This is a genomic window from Streptomyces sp. NPDC048636 (genome assembly GCF_040650655.1).
In the GTDB taxonomy this organism is placed as follows: Bacteria; Actinomycetota; Actinomycetes; order Streptomycetales; family Streptomycetaceae; genus Streptomyces.
Map to the genome: position 1 here is coordinate 393,501 of NZ_JBEZHR010000002.1, position 15,911 is coordinate 409,411.

A 15,911-nucleotide genomic window follows, 5' to 3' on the forward strand; every position below is an offset into this window, starting at 1 on the left:
CCTCAGCCTCGGGAGCCCCACGGGAAGCGCCCCCGGGCGATAGGTGTAGCCGCCGGGTAGTCGGCCGGTCACGGGCCGCTGAGCAAAAAGTGCCCGCACGCCCCTCGTGGCGGGCCTGTCTCGTACTCCACACTGGGGGCGGTGCCTGAGTCCTCGGAGCGCGGCGGTGTTGACCGGCCAGTGCCGGATTCCCCCGCAGATCCACTCATGATGTACGGGACGGACGGCGGCGTGGCCGCCGCATCCGTACCCGATCGTTCTGCCGCCTCAGCAGCGATCACCCTGGAGGTCGCCCCCGTGCAGACCCAGACCCTCACCGATGCGGCCCCGGCCGCGCCACCGCACTCCCGGCCAGCCCCCTCGCCCGGCGTGGAACCGGCCGCGCCGCCGCGGTCCGCGGACTCCTCGGGCGCGCCGGACGCCGGACCGGAGGGGGCAAGGGATGTGACGGCGTCACCAGACGGAGCCGAGCGGGCCGGGCCGGACAGACGGCGTGCCCCGTCCGAGGCCGCGGACCCACCGGAGCCACCGGACCGGTCCGACGAGCCCGAAGCGACGGCCGACGAACCCGACGAGCCCGAGGCGGCGCCACCGCCGTCGGCCCTGCGGCCCGACACCAGCGGCCCGTCCTCCGACCTCTTCCGGCAGTACCTGCGGGAGATCGGCCGCGTCCCGCTGCTCTCCGCGGCCGAGGAGGTGGACCTCGCGCGCCGGGTCGAGGCGGGCCTGTTCGCCGAGGAGAAGCTCGGCAGCGCCGCCGACCTCGACACCCAACTCGCCCTGGACCTGGACCGGTTGGTGGTCCAGGGCCGGATGGCCAAGCGCCGGCTGATCGAGGCCAACCTCCGCCTCGTCGTATCGGTCGCCAAGCGCTACATCGGCCGCGGACTGACCATGCTCGACCTGGTCCAGGAGGGCAATCTCGGCCTGATCCGCGCGGTCGAGAAGTTCGACTACGCGCGTGGCTACAAGTTCTCGACGTACGCGACCTGGTGGATCCGCCAGGCCATGTCCCGCGCCCTGGCCGACCAGGCCCGGACCATCCGGGTCCCGGTGCATGTGGTCGAGCTGATCAACCGGGTGGTCCGGGTACAGCGCCGGATGCTCCAGGAGCGCGGCTACGAACCCACCCCCGAGGAGGTCGCCGTCCAGCTCGACCTCACCCCGGAGCGGGTCACCGAGGTGCTGCGGCTGGCCCAGGAGCCCGTCTCGCTGCACGCGCCGGTCGGCGAGGAGGACGACGTCGCCCTCGGCGACCTCATCGAGGACGGCGACGCCGCGTCCCCCGTGGAGTCCGCGGCCTTCCTGCTGCTGCGCGAGCATCTGGAGGCCGTGCTGTCCACCCTCGGCGAGCGCGAGCGCAAGGTCGTCCAGCTCCGTTACGGGCTGGTGGACGGCCGCCCGCGGACGCTGGAGGAGATCGGCCGGATCTTCGGTGTGACCCGGGAACGGATCCGCCAGATCGAGTCGAAGACGCTCAACAAGCTCCGCGACCACGCCTTCGCCGACCAGCTCCGCGGCTATCTGGACTAGGGCGTGTCCGCCTCGGCCCTGCCCGGCGGGTCCTCAGCGGATCCACCGGACCGGACCTAGGTCGTGTCGTTTGGATCTTCGCGGACCCGCGAAAGATCCGAACGACACGGCCTAGCCGCCCGCCTCGCCCTCGAAGGCACCCGGATGGATCTGCTCGCGCACCGTCACGTACTGCTGCCGCACCGCCTGCCCCACGGCCAGCTCCGCACCCGGTTCGAAGACCTGGCTGGCCGCCGCCGGCCAGCGGGGCGGCTCATGCGGCGAGAGGGTGCCATGCGCGGCGCCGAGCGCCCAGGCGGCCTGCCGGGCCGCGCCGATGGCCGCGTAGTCCGCGGGCTGCGGGACCACGACCTGCGCGCCCAGCAGCGCGGGCGCGATGGCCCGTACGGCCTGGAGATCGGCCGCGGGCCCGAGCAGGAAGACCCGCCGCACCTGGACCCCGCGGCCGCGCAGGACGTCCAGCGCGTCCGCGAGCCCGCACAGCATGCCCTCGAAGGCGGCGCGCGCGAGGTGCTCGGGCTTCATCGACTCACGCCGCAGCCCGGTGAGCGTTCCGGCGGTGTGCGGCAGGTGGGGGGTGCGTTCACCCTCCAGATACGGCAGCAGCACCAGCCCGTACGAACCGGGGCTGGACTTCAGCGCGAGCGCGGACAGCCCCTCCAGGTCCGTGCCGAGCAGCTCGGCGGTGCCGCGCAGCGCCCGTACGGCGTTGAGCGTGTGCACCACCGGCAGATGCATCCCGGTGGCATCCGCGTACGAAAGGATCGTGCCGGTCGGATCGGCCAGCGCCTCATGGTGGACGGAGAAGACCGAACCCGACGCCCCGAGCGAGATCACCGCGTCCCCGAGGCCGACGCCGAGCCCGAAGGCGGCGGCCATCGTCTCGCCGGTCCCGGCGGAGATCATCAGCCCCTCGGGGGTGTGCCCGGCCACCTCGGCGGGGCCGATCACCTCGGGCAGCCGCACCTGATGGCCGAGCGCCAGCTCGACGAGGTCCGGGCGCCAGGAGCCGGTGGCGGCCGACCAGTAGCCGGTGCCGGAGGCCGTGCCCCGGTCGGTCGTACGCCGGTGCGGCCGCCCGAGCAGCTGCCACACCAGCCAGTCGTGCGGCTGCATCAGCTCGGCGACGCGGCGCGCCGCGTCCGGTTCGGTACGGGTCAGCCAGCGCAGCTTGGCGATCGCCTGGGTGGCGGTCGGCACCGCGCCGACGGCCTGGGCCCACGCGCTGCGGCCACCGAGCGCCTCGATGACGTCGGCCGCCGCGGACTGGGCGCGCTTGTCGTTGCCCACCAGCGCGGGGCGCACCAGCCCGCCGCCCGAATCCAGCGCGAGCAGCCCGTGCGGCTGTGCCGAGACGCCGATGGCCTGCACCCCCTCCAGCAGCCCGCCCTCGGCGGCCTCACCGAGGGAGAGCAGCCAGGACTGCGGGTCCACGTCATGTGGGGAGCCGTCGTCGCCGACGGCTTGATGCGGGGCGTACCCCTGTTTGAGTACGGCTCCCGTATCTGTGTCACAGACGACGATTCGTGTGCTGTCGGACGAACTGTCCAACCCGGCGACTATCCCCATGGACCAGATGATGCCACCGTGGGCACTAGGTGTTGCTGGTGCCCCAGTCGTCCTCCTCCATGACCCGCTCCTCGCGCTGCCCGCCGATCCGCTCGCGCAGCGGGCGCACCTTGCCGAGCGCCTTGGCGGCGGCCTGCCGACCGCCGTGCGCGGCCGATTCGGCGGTGTTGCGGACGGCAGGGTTGTGTGCGAACCGCTGCGCACAGCTGCGCAGCTGCTCGTACCGCTCGCGGCCGGCCCGCGTGCCCAGTACGTAACCAACAGCCAGCCCGGTGATGAACGTCAGCCGGTAGCGCATCGACCTGCCCTTCTGGTTGTCCTTCACATCGGACCCCGGGGTCGTGCTGCGCCTACCCGCCCGTGCCGCAGATCACCCACAGATCATCAAGAGATCATCCGACGGCCCCACACGGGGATACCGATTGGCGGAGCACCCCCCTGCTTGCGCTAATGTATGTGTCGCAGCGAACGCACGCCCTCCGGGAGCACCGGACGGGGGCGCGGTCGAGGCACACGGAGCAATCCCCTGTAGCTCAATTGGCAGAGCAGCCGGCTGTTAACCGGCAGGTTACTGGTTCGAGTCCAGTCGGGGGAGCTCGGTCCCCTGTAGCTCAATTGGCAGAGCATTCGGCTGTTAACCGGAGGGTTACTGGTTCGAGTCCAGTCGGGGGAGCCAGCGGGAGAGGGCCCTGAGGGGCCCTTTTTCATGCCCAGGATTCCTGCCGGACAAGGGTGCCCTGGACGGCGGCAGAACAAGATCAAGCCATGATCGAGCCGCCGAGGCGTCCAACATCGGCCTGCTGAAGCAGCAGATCGTATGAGCGGCTATGCTGCGGCAGACGGCGCGCACGACCGTGAAGGCGCGCCGTTACGGGGCGGTAGCTCAGCCGGTTAGAGCAGCGGACTCATAATCCGTCGGCCGTGGGTTCGAGTCCCACCCGCCCCACCGCGCGGATGTTCGCGAAAACGTTCCTGACCTGGTCTGACAGGTCGGGAACGATCTCTTTGGGGCGGGGTGTCGCACGATACCGCGCACCAGGGTGTCAGCACGGGAACGACGTCGCCCACGATCGTGTCCCGTAGTGAGAGAACGAGCCGGACGCCCGAAGGGACACGAGCGGCGGCGCCACCGTGGCCGCACGCTCTCTTGGTGTGGCCAACTCCCGCCCCTGACCGCGTTCCTCTTCGAGAGCTCGACCCACGAGCTCCGCGAATCGGTCACCGGCGCCCGGCGCCGCCGACGCCCCCTCGAGCCGGGGCCGAGGGGAACGCCGGAGCGCCATGCGCCAGCGGTCAGCCGCTGGCGATGTTGGAGCAGTGGCCGCCGATCGAGGTGTCGCCGACCGGAGCGGCCCCGCCGACCGGGGCGATGGTGCCGGACGCGGCATCGCAGTCGTTCGTCTGGAAGATCAGGCTGAACCCGCCGCCGCCCAGACCGTTGCCCGTGCCGCCTTTCCCGGCGGCCGGCACCCCGTACGCGGCCGCACTCCCCGCGCCGACCAGCACCAGCGTCGCGGACGCCGCAGCCATCAGGGCTGCCTTCTTACCGATTCGCATGCGATTCCTCCGGGTGAGCCATGTGGCCAAATCTGACCATCAGATCTAACGGGGAGCCGCGCACGTACCCCGGCCGACGCGGCGACGGGTAACTCGACCGGTCCGGCAATACGCTGGTTCTGCCCAAAGGATTCCGCCGATCGGCGGCGCCCCGGCGACGGATCGCCCGGTTCATCAAGGACAACATGGGCGTCGGGCTGATCTTCGACGGAACGCCGCCATGATCCTCGCCCTCGCCCAGCGTCACACCGCGGCGGCCTCGACGGGGATCCACAGCTCGGCGTCCCCCTGACGTCCGTCCTCCGAGGGCCTGGTCCGCAGGATCTCCGGTCCGGGCCTGCTCCGATACGGGTTGGACGGGAACCACTGGGTGAACACATCCCGCCACAGGTCCTGGATCGCCCGCGGGAACTCGCCCGAGACCTCGAACACCGCCCATGCCCCGGCCGGGACGGTGAGGGTGTCCAGGCCCCCGCCGTCCCCGGCCAACGCGCCCTCGCCCGTCACCACCGCGTGGTAGTAGTCGAGTTCGGTGCCCTCGGCACGGCTTTCGTCGAGGTTGTCCGTCACGGCCACGATCCCCCGCGGCTCCTGGTCGCTCAGCTCCTCGAGCCGGGTCAGTGTCTCCGGGGCGATGCTCCGTACGAAATCCACGATGGCCGAGTTGAGCCCCTCGTGGACCAGTGGGATGCGGGCCTTCCTGCCCACCACCCGGAATTCCTCCTTCTCGACGATCCGATATCGCATGCTGCCGCTCCCTTCGACGATGAGGCGGAAGGACATCCGTGGCTGGGAGTGAAGAGCGGCGCCGTCGCGTCTGGCCTCCCCCGGACCGACGCCGTGCATCGCACGGAACGCGCGGGCGAACGCCTCGCCCGAGCCGTACCCGTAGTGCGTCGCGATGTCGAGCAGGGTGCGCTGTCCGGCGAGCACTTCGGCGCCCGCGACCGTCAGCCGCCGACGCCGGACATAGACGGACAGCGGCATGCCCGCGAGCGCGGAGAACAGCCGTCGGAAGTGGTATTCCGAGGTGACGGCGATCCGCGCCAGTTCGGCCGCGTCGATCTCGTGGTCGAGACGGTCCTCGATGTGGTCCATGGCCTGGTTCAGCCGCTCCAGCACTCTCCCCGGCCTCCTTCCTCTCCTCTTTCTCTGCGTGCCCCTTCACGCTAGGGAGGGCCCGCCCTGCCGCACCCGACATTCCGTGCCCGGAACGATCGCCCCGTACCGAACGGACCGGGGCCGGGACGAGCAACCCGGGGGCCCGTCGCGGGGTCCTTGCTCACAGAAGCCGTTGTCCGCGAAAGACGTCCGCAACCGTCGACCGCCCCCGAGGTGCCGCTGTGCGTCCGCTCGTTCACGTCGCCACCGCGACCGCCTTCGCCGTTGTCCTCCTGGCCGGATGCAGCGTGGGGGAGGGCGCCGACACCTCGCGCTCCCCCACGCGCGGGGGCAACACCACGAACGGCCGCGTCTCGCCCGGGGACTTCAACGGCGACGGCTACGACGACTTCGCCACCACCATCCGGCCCACCAGCGCCTCCCGGGGCCCGTTGCCCAGCAGGCTGGCCGTCGTCTACGGCTCCTCCCGCGGCCTCGACCCGCACCGACGGCTGGTCGTCGACGTCCCCGAGGACGACTACGTGGGTCCGCTGCTCCGCGTCGACCTCGACCGCGACGGCTACACCGACCTGGTGACGGCGCGCTGGGCCCACGCCGCTGCGCCCGGCGGCGAGCGGACCGGCCAGACGGTGGTGCTGCGCGGCGGACGCAAGGGGCTGGAGCGGCCGCGGCCCCTGGGCGGCGACGGGCTCACCGCGCTCGCCGCCGGTGACTTCAACGGCGACGGGGCGCCGGATCTGCTCGCCTCCGGTCACACCCGCCGGACCGGTGCGGTGCGGGTGCTCTACGGTCCGTTCGGCACCAGCACCGGCGAACCCGCCCGCAGCACGCCCCTCCCGCGCGCCCGCGACCCACACCTCCCCGACGGTGGCCGGGACAAGGGCGGGGCACAGCCGCGGGACCTGGCCCCGGCCAGTGCCACCGCCGGGGACTTCGACGGCGACCGGCGCACCGACCTCGTACTCACCTACCGGCAGGACGCGCAGCAGGACCAGGACGCCGACCAGGACGCGCCCGCACCCGCTCCCGCGGAGCTGCTCACACCCGTCGTCCACTACCGGGGCGGCTCAAAGGGGCTGGTCCGGGACAGACGGCCGGAGGCGCGCCTCGACCACGCCCTGGAGACGGCGGACGGACCGCGTGAGCCCTCGGCCGGGGACATCGACGGCGACGGCATCGACGATCTGCTCGCACCCGGCGAAAGCGGCCCGGCCCTCCGGCCCACCGACACCGACGGACCCACCGACGCCGACGGGCCCACCGACACCGACGGGCCCACCGACACCGACGGGGACCACCGCCGTGGCCCGGCCGGGACACCGGAACCCTCCGGCCGACTGACCGTCGTCCACGGCTCCAAGTCCGGTCTGGGCAAAGGGAGTTCCGATTGGTTGATCGACCAGTCCACCCCTGGCGTACCCGGGAAGCCGGAGAGCGACGACGGTTTCGGCGCGGCCCCGGCCGTGGGTGACATCACCTCCGACGACCGCCCCGATCTGGTGGTGGCCGCGCCGGAGAAGGGCCGTGGCAACGGGCGGCTGACCCTGCTGCCGGGCTGCGGGCTCGGCCAGGGCGACCGCGGATACGCCCCGCCCACGGCCGACCCCGAGGGCGAGGACGACCCCAAGGGCACGGGCCGGGAGCGGGCACAGACCATCGACCTCGACACCCCCGGTGTGCCCGGCGGCCACACACCCCACGGCTTCGACGCCTTCGCACCACAGACCCCGCTGCTCGACGTCGACGGGGACGGCCACGCCGATGTGATCGCCGCCGCGCCCGGCTACGGACGCGGCAGGACCGGCGGTTTCTGGGTGTTCCGCGGCACCGGGCACGGGCTGGCCACCCGCGCCGTCGACCGCTTCACCCCCGCCGGTCTCGGTATCCGCTACCGGACCCGCTGACCCCCGTAGCACGCCCCTGACCTGCGGCAGGACGGCCCCGAGGAATACCGGACGGAGGAGAGGGGTTACCGTCGTGGCAACTGCCGACGTACGGAAGCGGGAACTCAGGCATGAGCACGAGCACCGTTGAACTCACGAAGGACAACTTCGACGAGATCGTCTCGGGAAGTGGCTTCGTATTGATCGACTTCTGGGCGTCCTGGTGCGGACCGTGCCGGATGTTCGCCCCCGTGTACGAGCGGTCGGCGGAGCGTCACCAGGACCTGACCTTCGCCAAGGTCGACACCGAGGCACAGCCCGAGCTCGCCGCCGCCTTCGACATCCAGTCCATCCCCACGCTGATGATCGTGCGTGAGAACATCGCGGTCTTCGCCCAGCCGGGCGCCCTCCCCGCGGAGGCGCTGGAGGACGTCATCGGCCAGGCCCGGGCCCTCGACATGGACAAGGTCCGCGCCGACATCGCCACCGCCGAGAGCGCCGCGGCGAACGCCGAGGCGAACAAGGAGCGGGCGCCCCAGGACGGCTCCGGCGCGGGCGAGCCAAGCGAAGGCGTCTGACGGCATGAGCGAGCTGGTGCTGATCCGCCACGGCGAAACCGAGTGGAGCCGGTCGGGGAAGCACACCAGCTGGACCGAGCAGCCCCTGACGGCGCGCGGGGAGGACCAGGCCCGCGCGCTGCGCCCGCTGCTCGCCGAGCGGAAGATCGGGCTGGTCCTGGTCAGCCCACTGGGCCGGGCCGCGCACACCGCGCGGCTCGCCGGGCTCGACGGCGCGCGCACCGAGCCCGATCTGCACGAATGGGACTACGGCGGCTACGAGGGCATCACCACCGCCGAGATCCACCGCACCCGCCCCGGCTGGAACCTGTGGACCGACGGGGTGGCACCGGGCGACGCCGAGCACCCCGGTGAGTCACCCGAGCAGATCGGGGCCCGGGTCGACCGGGTACTGGCCCGGATCGCGCCCGAACTGGACGCGGACGACAGCGCGCCGGACGCGGACGACAGCGCGCCGAACGGGGCGGCGGCATCCGGCGGCGGTGATGTCGTCCTGGTCGCCCACGGCCATGTCCTGCGGGTGCTCACCGCCCGTCGGCTGGGCCTGCCCCCGGCCGCCGGAGCCCTCTTCCGCCTCGACACCGCGACCCTCAGTCGACTGGGAACCGAGCACGGCCGCCCGGCGGTTGTCGCCTGGAACGTAGGCTCGTAGCCCGGCCTCCGGGCGGGTCGCAACCGGCAGCGGTGCGGCCACGGCCGGATGATCGGACCGAACGCCCCGTGGTACGTCACCTGACGACGTCACCTGACGACGTCACCTGACAGAAAGCAGGGAACAGCGAGCATGGCTACGACGCGCACCGCGCACACCGTCTGGAACGGCAATCTGGCCGAGGGCAAGGGAGTCGTCACCTTCGACTCGTCCGGGATCGGCGAGCAGCCGGTCTCCTGGCCGTCCCGCGCCGAGCAGGCGAACGGCAAGACCAGCCCCGAGGAGCTGATCGCCGCCGCGCACTCCAGCTGCTTCTCGATGGCGCTGTCGCACGGCCTGACCCAGGCCGGGACCCCGCCGACGCAGCTGACCACCCAGGCCGATGTCACCTTCCAGCCCGGCACCGGTATCACCGGGATCCACCTCACCGTGGAGGGCTCGGTCGAGGGCCTGGACGAGGCGGCGTTCGTCGCGGCCGCCGAGGACGCCAAGAAGAACTGCCCGGTGAGCCAGGCGCTCGCCGGTACGGAGATCACCCTGTCGGCGAAGCTGGCCTGATTTCCGTTGGCGCGAGGTCAGTTGGCGGGGTCCACCCGTTCCACGCGCTGAAGCAGACCCCAGGTGAACTCCGCCACGTACGGGCGGAGTTCACCTGTCTGCGTTTCTGGGGCGCCGTCCGGAGCGCCGTCCGGGGCGTCGAAGGCCAGCCGCCAACGGGTGGGCGCCGAGCCCTCCATGGGCCGCGCGGGCGCGAAGGCCCGCGCCACCTCGTCCACCGTGCAGGACCAGGGGTCCAGGTCGGCGGCCGTACGGAGGGCCGGTCCGGCCGCGCCCGGTGCACGGACCAGCCACTCGTTCCACACCGCCCCGCCGGGCGCGGTGAGCACCTCGAACCGCAGATCCGGCCACAGGGGCACCGGCCAGCTCAGCGCATCGCAGGTCAGATCGCCGATCCGGCGCTTCGCGGTGGTCTCGGGCGGGCCGAGCACCGAGCGGTAGCGGGCGACGGCGGGTCGCCGCCGCGGCGACCGCTGCATCGCCTGCCAGCGGCGGTTGGCCTCGCGCATCACGGCGCGTCCGAACCCCAGCTCCCGCAGCGCGTCCTCGACCAGCCCGGGCTGGAAGTCGGCCATCCGCCGCAGCAGGACGAGTACGAAGGGGAAGGGCGCGGGAAACGGTTCGGACCCGGGGGACCCGGGTGTCCCGGGGAACGAGGACGCGGAAGCCATGTCCCCATCCTGACGCAGGTTTGCCACCCGGCTCATGGGCCAGGCTCCAGAGATGGTCCGACGGCAGACGTTCGACATCGCGGTCCGCGCCACCGCCTCGCTCGGCGAGGGCCCCACCTGGGACCCCACCGCCCGGCGGCTGATCTGGGTGGACATCCTCGCCGCCCGCGTCCACACCTACGATCCGGCCACCGGCGACCGCACCACCCTCGCCACCGAGCAGCACATCGGCGCGGCCAAGCCCCGCGCGCGCGGCGGCCTCGTCGTCAACCTCCGTGACGGCGTCGGGCTCTACGGCGCCGACGGCGGCTTCCGCTGGCTGCTGCGCGAGGTGGTCCCCGGCCGCCGTGGCAATGACGCGGCCGTGGCCCCCGACGGTTCGCTGTGGGCGGGCACGATGCGCTACGACGCGGCGCCCGGCGGTGGCACGCTCACCCGGATCGCCCCCGACGGCGGCCGTACGGACGTCCTGTCGGATGTCGCGGTCAGCAACGGCATCGGCTGGAGCCCGGACGGCCGGCTGATGTACTACGTCGACACCCCCACCCGCCGTGTCGACGTCTTCGATGGGGACGGCGGCCGCGGACCGGCGGAGTTCTCCGCCCGGCGGCCGTTCGTACGGCTGGAGGAGGGCGCGGGCCAGCCGGACGGGCTGTGCGTGGACGCCGAGGGAGCGGTCTGGGTCGCCCTGTGGGACGGTGGCGCGATCCGTCGTTACGCCCCCGACGGCACACTCGATCGGGTGGTGGAGCTTCCGGTGCCGCGCCCCACCGCGTGTGCCTTCGGCGGCCCGGATCTCACCGATCTGTATGTGACCACCGCCCGGGTCGGCGTCAACCCCGCCGCGGCTCCGCTCGCGGGATCGCTGCTGGTCGTCCCGGGTGCCGGACGAGGTCGGGCGCAACCCGCCTTCGCGGGCTGAAACCGGGCAGGACCAGGGGCTTTCCCCGCAGACCAGGACCGAACCACGGCGGGTCGGGCCCGGACCACGGCGAGCCGGGCCCGGGGCGGCCGTTCCGGTGGCTCCCTGCACAGGATCCTCACACACGCCGGTATCGGCATTGTTCAGCGGTCACATAACCTGCCCCGCGTCATGGATTACTGCCCTCCCTGCCGACGCCATCTCAACGGCGCGCTCTCCTGCCCCGGATGCGGGAAGCCCGTTGAGGAACTGGAGCTGCCCAGGGCCGGTTCGGGTGCGGCGGCGCGAGCGGGCGCGGCGGGCGCCGATGACGCCTCCGATGCGCCGATGACGCGTGCGGAACGGCGCAGGGCGCAGAAGACGCCGTCCGCCGCCAGCCGCCGTAAGCCCAAGTCCCGCGGGGTCGTGCGCGGGGGCCGTGCGCGCCGGGCCCGGCCGGGGCGCGGTCGCCGGAGGATCGTCGTGGCCGCGGTGCTGGGCCCGGTGCTGGCCGCGCTGTTCGTGGCGGAGCTGGCGAACGAGGGGTACTTCCGGGAGTCGGCCCCGGCGCCCGCCCGCGAGAAGCCGGTGGCCGACCACGGCGGCGGGGTGACGGAGTCCGCCGAGCCCGTCGCGCGGGACAGCGGCGGGCCGAGTACGGCCGCGTCCACCGGGAGCGGCCGTCCGGACGGGGACACCGAGGACCGCGACCACAAGAAGGGCGAGGACGGGAAGAAGGCGAAGCACGCCTCCTCGTCCGCGCCCGGCACCCCGGTCTCCGGCGCACCGGACCCCTCGGCCCCGGCCACCGGCGGAGCCGGCACCACCCAGCCGTCCCCGCCGTCGCAGCCGCGTCCGACCACGCCGGGGACGTCCGCGCCGACCCCGACCCCGACACCGTCCGAGACCTGCAACCGCTTCCTCTGGTGGTGCACCTAGGCCGTGCCGTTCGGATCTTTCGCGGGTCCGCGACGCCGGCTACGGCACCTCGCGGCGTTGTCGCCAGACCCGAGTACGCCCAGTACGCGGGTCAGGCTCCGCCTTGCGATGCACCGCATCCGACGCCGCGGCCTGATCCGCGAAGATCCGAACGACACGACCTAGCCCGTGCCGTTCGGATCTGCGCCCCGAAGGGGCGCGGGGAACTGCGCGACCGGCCACGACGTGGCCGCGGACGCATGACGGCACTTCGCGGCACTTCCCGCGGCGCGCTCAGCGGTCGGTGAGGCACCCGGCGGCAGCCGGAGCGGTGAGCGGTCTCAGGGCTCGATGCCGAGCATCCGCCGCAGCAGGTCCCGCAGGACCGTGCGCTCGTGGGCCGAGAGCCCGGCCAGCGGCTCGCGGGCGAAGTCGAGCGAGCCGCGCAGCCGGTCGGAGGTCTCCTTGCCCGCCTCGGTGGCCGCGGCCAGCTTGACCCGCCGGTCGGCGGGATCGAGACGGCGCTCGACGAGCCCACGGGACTCCAGCCGGTCCACGATCCCCGTGACGTTCGACGGCTCGCACTTCAGCTGCTGGGCTATCCGCCGCATAGGGATGGGGCCCCGGGAGAGCAGCCCCAGGACCCTGGCCTGCGCTCCGGTCAGGGCGTGCTTGGCCGCCGCCTCCTCGTACTCCTCGTGGTAGCGGGCCACGACGGTGCCGATGAGCTCGACGACCTCGAGGGTCAGCGGATCGATGCGGGATGCCATGGGCACCAGGATACCCATTTACTTGACAACATGAAATATCCAGGTGCATGATTGTTTCACCTGCTGAAGTATTTCTCCGCTACGAGGGAGGCCCCTTCTCATGTCCGTCACCCCCGCCACCGGCCGCGAATGGCATCTCGTCGCCCGCCCGCAGGGCTGGCCCAAGCCGGAGGACTTCGCGCTGCGCGAGGTCCCCGTCGCCGAGCCGGGCCCCGGAGAGATCCTGGTCCGCAACCTCTACATGTCGGTGGACCCGTACATGCGCGGCCGGATGAACGATGTGAAGTCGTATGTGCCGCCCTTCCAGCTGGACCAGCCCATGGAGGGTGGCGCGGTCGGCAAGGTGCTCGTCTCCAACGCGGACGGCATCGAGGTCGGCGACCACGTACTGCACTCCAGCGGCTGGCGCGAGTACGCGGTGGTGGCGGACAAGAGCGCGGTCAAGGTCAGCCCGGAGACCGCCCCGCTCCCCGCCTACCTCGGTGTGCTCGGCATGACCGGCCTCACCGCCTACGCGGGTCTGCTGGAGGTGGCGTCCTTCAAGGAGGGCGACGCGGTCTTCGTCTCCGGTGCCGCGGGCGCCGTCGGCAGCCAGGTCGGCCAGATCGCCAAGCTCAAGGGCGCCTCCCGGGTGATCGGCAGCGCGGGCACGGACGAGAAGGTCCGGCTGCTGGTCGACGAGTACGGCTTCGACGCCGCGTTCAACTACAAGACGGGTTCGGTCACCGAGCAGCTGAAGGAGGCCGCGCCCGACGGGATCGACGTCTACTTCGACAACGTCGGCGGTGACCACCTCGAAGCCGCCATCGACCGGCTCAACCTGCACGGCCGGATCACCGTCTGCGGCATGATCGCCCAGTACAACGTCACCGAGCCGCCCGCCGCCCCGCGCAACCTCGGGCTGGTCATCGGCAAGCGGCTGCGGATTCAGGGCATGCTCGTCTCCGACCACCAGCACCTGAAGGAGCAGTTCTTCGAGGAGGTCGGGGCCTGGGTCCGCGACGGCGAGCTGCGCTACCGCGAGACGGTCGTGAAGGGCGTGGAGAACGGGGTGGACGCGTTCCTCGGCGTGCTGCGCGGCGACAACATCGGCAAGATGATCGTCTCCTTCGAGGACTGAGCTCCACGAAGGCCGGACCAGCGGCGCACAGGGTGGCCCCGGGGATTTCCCCGGGGCCTCCGGCGTACGCCGACGCGCTGCGCTTTCCGGGTGAACCGGCGTCAACTCCCTTGTGGCGTACACACACGAATGAGGTACTGAAAACAACCAAACGGTGGGCCGCCCATCCCTCCCGGGGAGCGGCCTGCGGATTTCTGCGCTCGAAGCGTGCGGACCGGTCAGGCAGTGTCGCCGCCCTGCTGACTGTGAGGGCCTCCCCGAGGGACCGCGGTGTCCACTCCCGTAACTCAATGAGGAGACACCTCATGTCCTCACCCGTGTCCAACCAGGACGTCGCGCTCGCGGTCGGCGTGCCGACGATCCTCCTCGTCGTCCCGAGCTCCGGGCCGATCGGCGGTGGCAACCCCGTCGTGCTCATCGGAACGAACCTGAACACCGTCACCTCGGTGACCTTCGGCGGCACCTCGGCCACCATCGTCGCGCAGGATCCCAGTGGGACCGTGCTCGTCGCCACCGCCCCCGCCCACGCGGCGGGTGCGGTGCCGGTCATCGCCACCAACCCGTCGGGCGCGAGCACCCCGGCCGCCTACACCTACGTGGCCCCGCCGCCCCCGGTCGCCCTCCTCATCACCCCGGTCAGCGGCCCGGCGGCGGGCGGCACCCCGTTCACCATCGTCGGCGCCAACCTCACCGGTGCCTCGGTCACCTTCAACGGCACCGCGGCGACCGGTGTCACGGTGGTCGCGAGCGGCGCCGTGCTGACCGGCGTCACCCCGGCGGGCACCGCGGGCCCCGCCACCGTCGTGGTCACGACCCCCGGCGGGAGTGCCACCGTGCCGGGCGGCTACCTCTACGTCTGATACGTCTGAGGGGCCCGTAGGCGGAGAACTCCGCGGAGGACCGGGCCGATCGCACCGGCTCACCGTTCCCCGTCCGGTACGTCCGGGCGGGGAACGGCCGACTCGGCGTCGCCCGCCGCCGTTCCGGCTCCGTGCCGTTGGTGCCGTGACTGTCGTCTCCCCGGACGTGGCGGCCCCGGTGTGCGGTCGCGAAAAGAGATTGCGCGCACCGGGCCGTTGGACGAAGGTGTGCACCGCTGCGCCCCTCGTCCGTTCACAGGAGGTACCCCATGCCGGACCACGACCGATGGGCGATCCGGGAGTTCGCCGTCGGCCGCCCGGGGGCCGGGCCGTACGGCATCACGGCGGGTCCCGACGGCGCCCTGTGGCTCACCCTGGTGCACTCCGGGGAGATCGCCCGGCTGTCCGTCACGGGCGAGGCGGCGGGCGAGGCCACCGTCTGGCCGCTGGACTCGGGGGAGTGCGGCCCGATGGTCATCACCCCCGGCCCGGACGGTGCGCTGTGGTTCACCCGCTCCCGCGACGGCCGGATCGGCCGCGTCGGCCTGGACGGCGGGATCACCTCGTTTCCCCTGCCCACCCCGGACAGCGCCCCGTACGGCATCACGGCGGGCCCCGACGGCGCTCTGTGGTGCACCCTGATGAACCGCGACGCCCTCGCGCGGATCACCACCGGGGGAGAGGTCACCGTCTTCCCACTGCCGGTGGCGGGTGGCTTCCCGTCGGCCGTCGTGGCGGGCGCGGACGGGGCGCTGTGGTTCACCCTCAACCAGGGCAACGCCCTCGGCCGTCTCGCCCTCGACGGTGACACCACCCTGTACGAACTGCCCACCCCGGGCGCCGGACCGGTCGGGATGGCGCTCGGTGGCGACGGCGCGGTGTGGTTCGTGGAAATCCTCGCGGGCCAGGTCGGGCGGATCACACCGGACGGTCACCTCCAGGAGTTCCCGCTGCCGGACCGCACCGCCAAACCGCACGCCATCGCCCCGGACCCGGCCGGAGGCTGCTGGTTCACCGCATGGGGCACGGGGCGTATCGGCCATATCGACGCCACCGGGGAGATCCGCGAACACCCGCTGCCCACGCCCTCCTCGGAGCCGCACGGCATCGCGGTGACCGCGGACGGTGTGGTGTGGGCGGCGCTGGAGTCGGGGAGCGTGGCGCGGCTGACGCCGTAGCGGGGCCGACCCCCGGGGGGCGTTTTCGCGCCACACCCGCC

Annotated in this window: 16 protein-coding genes and 3 tRNA genes; 13 read left to right on the plus strand and 6 right to left on the minus strand. The window is 72.5% G+C overall.

All coding sequences use genetic code 11. From position 1 onward, the window contains the following. Window positions 1-141 precede the first annotated feature (141 nt). Window positions 142-1,533: an RNA polymerase sigma factor gene (locus AB0C66_RS07570; RefSeq protein WP_362434139.1), complete on the plus strand. Its 1,392-nt coding sequence runs from the start codon at window positions 142-144 to the stop codon at window positions 1,531-1,533. Window positions 1,534-1,644: 111 nt separating this feature from the next. On the opposite strand, the gene AB0C66_RS07575 is transcribed toward AB0C66_RS07570, so the two are convergent. Together AB0C66_RS07575 and AB0C66_RS07580 are read right to left on the minus strand one after the other, a co-directional pair. Continuing rightward, entirely contained in the window at window positions 1,645-3,102 is a 1,458-nt protein-coding gene (locus AB0C66_RS07575) for an FGGY family carbohydrate kinase (RefSeq protein ID WP_362434142.1), read from the minus strand. A 25-nt stretch (window positions 3,103-3,127) separates the two neighbouring features. Then, a complete protein-coding gene (locus AB0C66_RS07580) occupies window positions 3,128-3,400 on the minus strand; it encodes a YtxH domain-containing protein (protein ID WP_362435566.1) in 273 nt (90 codons plus the stop codon). Between the two features lie 224 nt (window positions 3,401-3,624). On the opposite strand from AB0C66_RS07580, the gene AB0C66_RS07585 reads away from it, so the two are divergent. From AB0C66_RS07585 to AB0C66_RS07595, 3 genes are all read left to right on the plus strand, one after another. Continuing rightward, window positions 3,625-3,697, plus strand: a tRNA-Asn gene (locus tag AB0C66_RS07585). 5 nt (window positions 3,698-3,702) lie between these two features. Next, window positions 3,703-3,778 (plus strand) — tRNA-Asn (locus AB0C66_RS07590). 196 nt (window positions 3,779-3,974) lie between these two features. After that, window positions 3,975-4,048, plus strand: a tRNA-Ile gene (locus tag AB0C66_RS07595). Window positions 4,049-4,395: 347 nt separating this feature from the next. Here AB0C66_RS07595 and AB0C66_RS07600 read toward each other — a convergent pair. Together AB0C66_RS07600 and AB0C66_RS07605 are read right to left on the minus strand one after the other, a co-directional pair. After that, a complete protein-coding gene (locus tag AB0C66_RS07600) occupies window positions 4,396-4,659 on the minus strand; it encodes a hypothetical protein (RefSeq protein ID WP_362434144.1) in 264 nt (87 codons plus the stop codon). A gap of 243 nt (window positions 4,660-4,902) precedes the next feature. Beyond that, window positions 4,903-5,781: an AraC family transcriptional regulator gene (locus AB0C66_RS07605; RefSeq protein ID WP_362434146.1), complete on the minus strand. Its 879-nt coding sequence runs from the start codon at window positions 5,779-5,781 to the stop codon at window positions 4,903-4,905. A gap of 221 nt (window positions 5,782-6,002) precedes the next feature. Here AB0C66_RS07605 and AB0C66_RS07610 point away from each other — a divergent pair, with 221 nt between their 5' ends. The 4 genes from AB0C66_RS07610 (at window position 6,003) to AB0C66_RS07625 (ending at window position 9,452) form a co-directional block, all read left to right on the plus strand. Then, window positions 6,003-7,685 (plus strand): FG-GAP-like repeat-containing protein, encoded by a 1,683-nt coding sequence (locus tag AB0C66_RS07610; protein WP_362434149.1) that lies wholly within the window; start codon window positions 6,003-6,005, stop codon window positions 7,683-7,685. A 110-nt stretch (window positions 7,686-7,795) separates the two neighbouring features. Next, window positions 7,796-8,242, plus strand: coding sequence for a thioredoxin (gene trxA / locus AB0C66_RS07615; protein WP_362434152.1), 447 nt, complete (start codon window positions 7,796-7,798; stop codon window positions 8,240-8,242). Between the two features lie 4 nt (window positions 8,243-8,246). Further along, window positions 8,247-8,894 carry a histidine phosphatase family protein gene (locus AB0C66_RS07620; protein WP_362434155.1) on the plus strand — a complete coding sequence of 216 codons (648 nt, stop codon included), beginning with the start codon at window positions 8,247-8,249 and terminating at the stop codon, window positions 8,892-8,894. A 132-nt stretch (window positions 8,895-9,026) separates the two neighbouring features. Then, window positions 9,027-9,452: an OsmC family peroxiredoxin gene (locus tag AB0C66_RS07625; RefSeq protein WP_362434157.1), complete on the plus strand. Its 426-nt coding sequence runs from the start codon at window positions 9,027-9,029 to the stop codon at window positions 9,450-9,452. A gap of 17 nt (window positions 9,453-9,469) precedes the next feature. Here the strand turns inward: AB0C66_RS07625 and AB0C66_RS07630 are convergent, their stop codons facing one another. Further along, window positions 9,470-10,123, minus strand: coding sequence for a hypothetical protein (locus AB0C66_RS07630; protein ID WP_362434159.1), 654 nt, complete (start codon window positions 10,121-10,123; stop codon window positions 9,470-9,472). A 52-nt stretch (window positions 10,124-10,175) separates the two neighbouring features. Here AB0C66_RS07630 and AB0C66_RS07635 point away from each other — a divergent pair, with 52 nt between their 5' ends. Both AB0C66_RS07635 and AB0C66_RS07640 read left to right on the plus strand, forming a co-directional pair. Further along, window positions 10,176-11,045, plus strand: coding sequence for an SMP-30/gluconolactonase/LRE family protein (locus AB0C66_RS07635; RefSeq protein ID WP_362434162.1), 870 nt, complete (start codon window positions 10,176-10,178; stop codon window positions 11,043-11,045). Between the two features lie 171 nt (window positions 11,046-11,216). Continuing rightward, window positions 11,217-11,963, plus strand: a complete 747-nt coding sequence (locus AB0C66_RS07640; RefSeq protein WP_362434164.1) for a hypothetical protein — start codon at window positions 11,217-11,219, stop codon at window positions 11,961-11,963. A 320-nt stretch (window positions 11,964-12,283) separates the two neighbouring features. Here the strand turns inward: AB0C66_RS07640 and AB0C66_RS07645 are convergent, their stop codons facing one another. Beyond that, window positions 12,284-12,712 carry a MarR family transcriptional regulator gene (locus tag AB0C66_RS07645; RefSeq protein WP_362434166.1) on the minus strand — a complete coding sequence of 143 codons (429 nt, stop codon included), beginning with the start codon at window positions 12,710-12,712 and terminating at the stop codon, window positions 12,284-12,286. A 100-nt stretch (window positions 12,713-12,812) separates the two neighbouring features. Between AB0C66_RS07645 and AB0C66_RS07650 the strand changes: the two genes are divergently transcribed. The 3 genes from AB0C66_RS07650 (at window position 12,813) to AB0C66_RS07660 (ending at window position 15,870) form a co-directional block, all read left to right on the plus strand. Next, window positions 12,813-13,832: an NADP-dependent oxidoreductase gene (locus tag AB0C66_RS07650; protein WP_362434168.1), complete on the plus strand. Its 1,020-nt coding sequence runs from the start codon at window positions 12,813-12,815 to the stop codon at window positions 13,830-13,832. A 305-nt stretch (window positions 13,833-14,137) separates the two neighbouring features. Next, entirely contained in the window at window positions 14,138-14,692 is a 555-nt protein-coding gene (locus tag AB0C66_RS07655) for an IPT/TIG domain-containing protein (protein WP_362434171.1), read from the plus strand. 269 nt (window positions 14,693-14,961) lie between these two features. Beyond that, complete coding sequence (locus AB0C66_RS07660) at window positions 14,962-15,870, plus strand: virginiamycin B lyase (RefSeq protein ID WP_362434174.1); 909 nt, start codon at window positions 14,962-14,964, stop codon at window positions 15,868-15,870. Window positions 15,871-15,911: the final 41 nt, after the last annotated feature.

What these genes read in the sequence shown, in the direction of transcription:
- AB0C66_RS07575 (WP_362434142.1), bottom strand. Translation starts at nt 3,102, where the DNA reads ATGGGGATAGTCGCCGGGTTGGACAGTTCGTCCGACAGCACACGAATC.
- AB0C66_RS07580 (WP_362435566.1), bottom strand. Translation starts at nt 3,400, where the DNA reads ATGCGCTACCGGCTGACGTTCATCACCGGGCTGGCTGTTGGTTACGTA.
- AB0C66_RS07600 (WP_362434144.1), bottom strand. Translation starts at nt 4,659, where the DNA reads ATGCGAATCGGTAAGAAGGCAGCCCTGATGGCTGCGGCGTCCGCGACG.
- trxA (WP_362434152.1), top strand. Translation starts at nt 7,796, where the DNA reads ATGAGCACGAGCACCGTTGAACTCACGAAGGACAACTTCGACGAGATC.
- AB0C66_RS07620 (WP_362434155.1), top strand. Translation starts at nt 8,247, where the DNA reads ATGAGCGAGCTGGTGCTGATCCGCCACGGCGAAACCGAGTGGAGCCGG.
- AB0C66_RS07625 (WP_362434157.1), top strand. Translation starts at nt 9,027, where the DNA reads ATGGCTACGACGCGCACCGCGCACACCGTCTGGAACGGCAATCTGGCC.
- AB0C66_RS07630 (WP_362434159.1), bottom strand. Translation starts at nt 10,123, where the DNA reads ATGGCTTCCGCGTCCTCGTTCCCCGGGACACCCGGGTCCCCCGGGTCC.
- AB0C66_RS07635 (WP_362434162.1), top strand. Translation starts at nt 10,176, where the DNA reads ATGGTCCGACGGCAGACGTTCGACATCGCGGTCCGCGCCACCGCCTCG.
- AB0C66_RS07640 (WP_362434164.1), top strand. Translation starts at nt 11,217, where the DNA reads ATGGATTACTGCCCTCCCTGCCGACGCCATCTCAACGGCGCGCTCTCC.
- AB0C66_RS07645 (WP_362434166.1), bottom strand. Translation starts at nt 12,712, where the DNA reads ATGGCATCCCGCATCGATCCGCTGACCCTCGAGGTCGTCGAGCTCATC.
- AB0C66_RS07650 (WP_362434168.1), top strand. Translation starts at nt 12,813, where the DNA reads ATGTCCGTCACCCCCGCCACCGGCCGCGAATGGCATCTCGTCGCCCGC.
- AB0C66_RS07655 (WP_362434171.1), top strand. Translation starts at nt 14,138, where the DNA reads ATGTCCTCACCCGTGTCCAACCAGGACGTCGCGCTCGCGGTCGGCGTG.
- AB0C66_RS07660 (WP_362434174.1), top strand. Translation starts at nt 14,962, where the DNA reads ATGCCGGACCACGACCGATGGGCGATCCGGGAGTTCGCCGTCGGCCGC.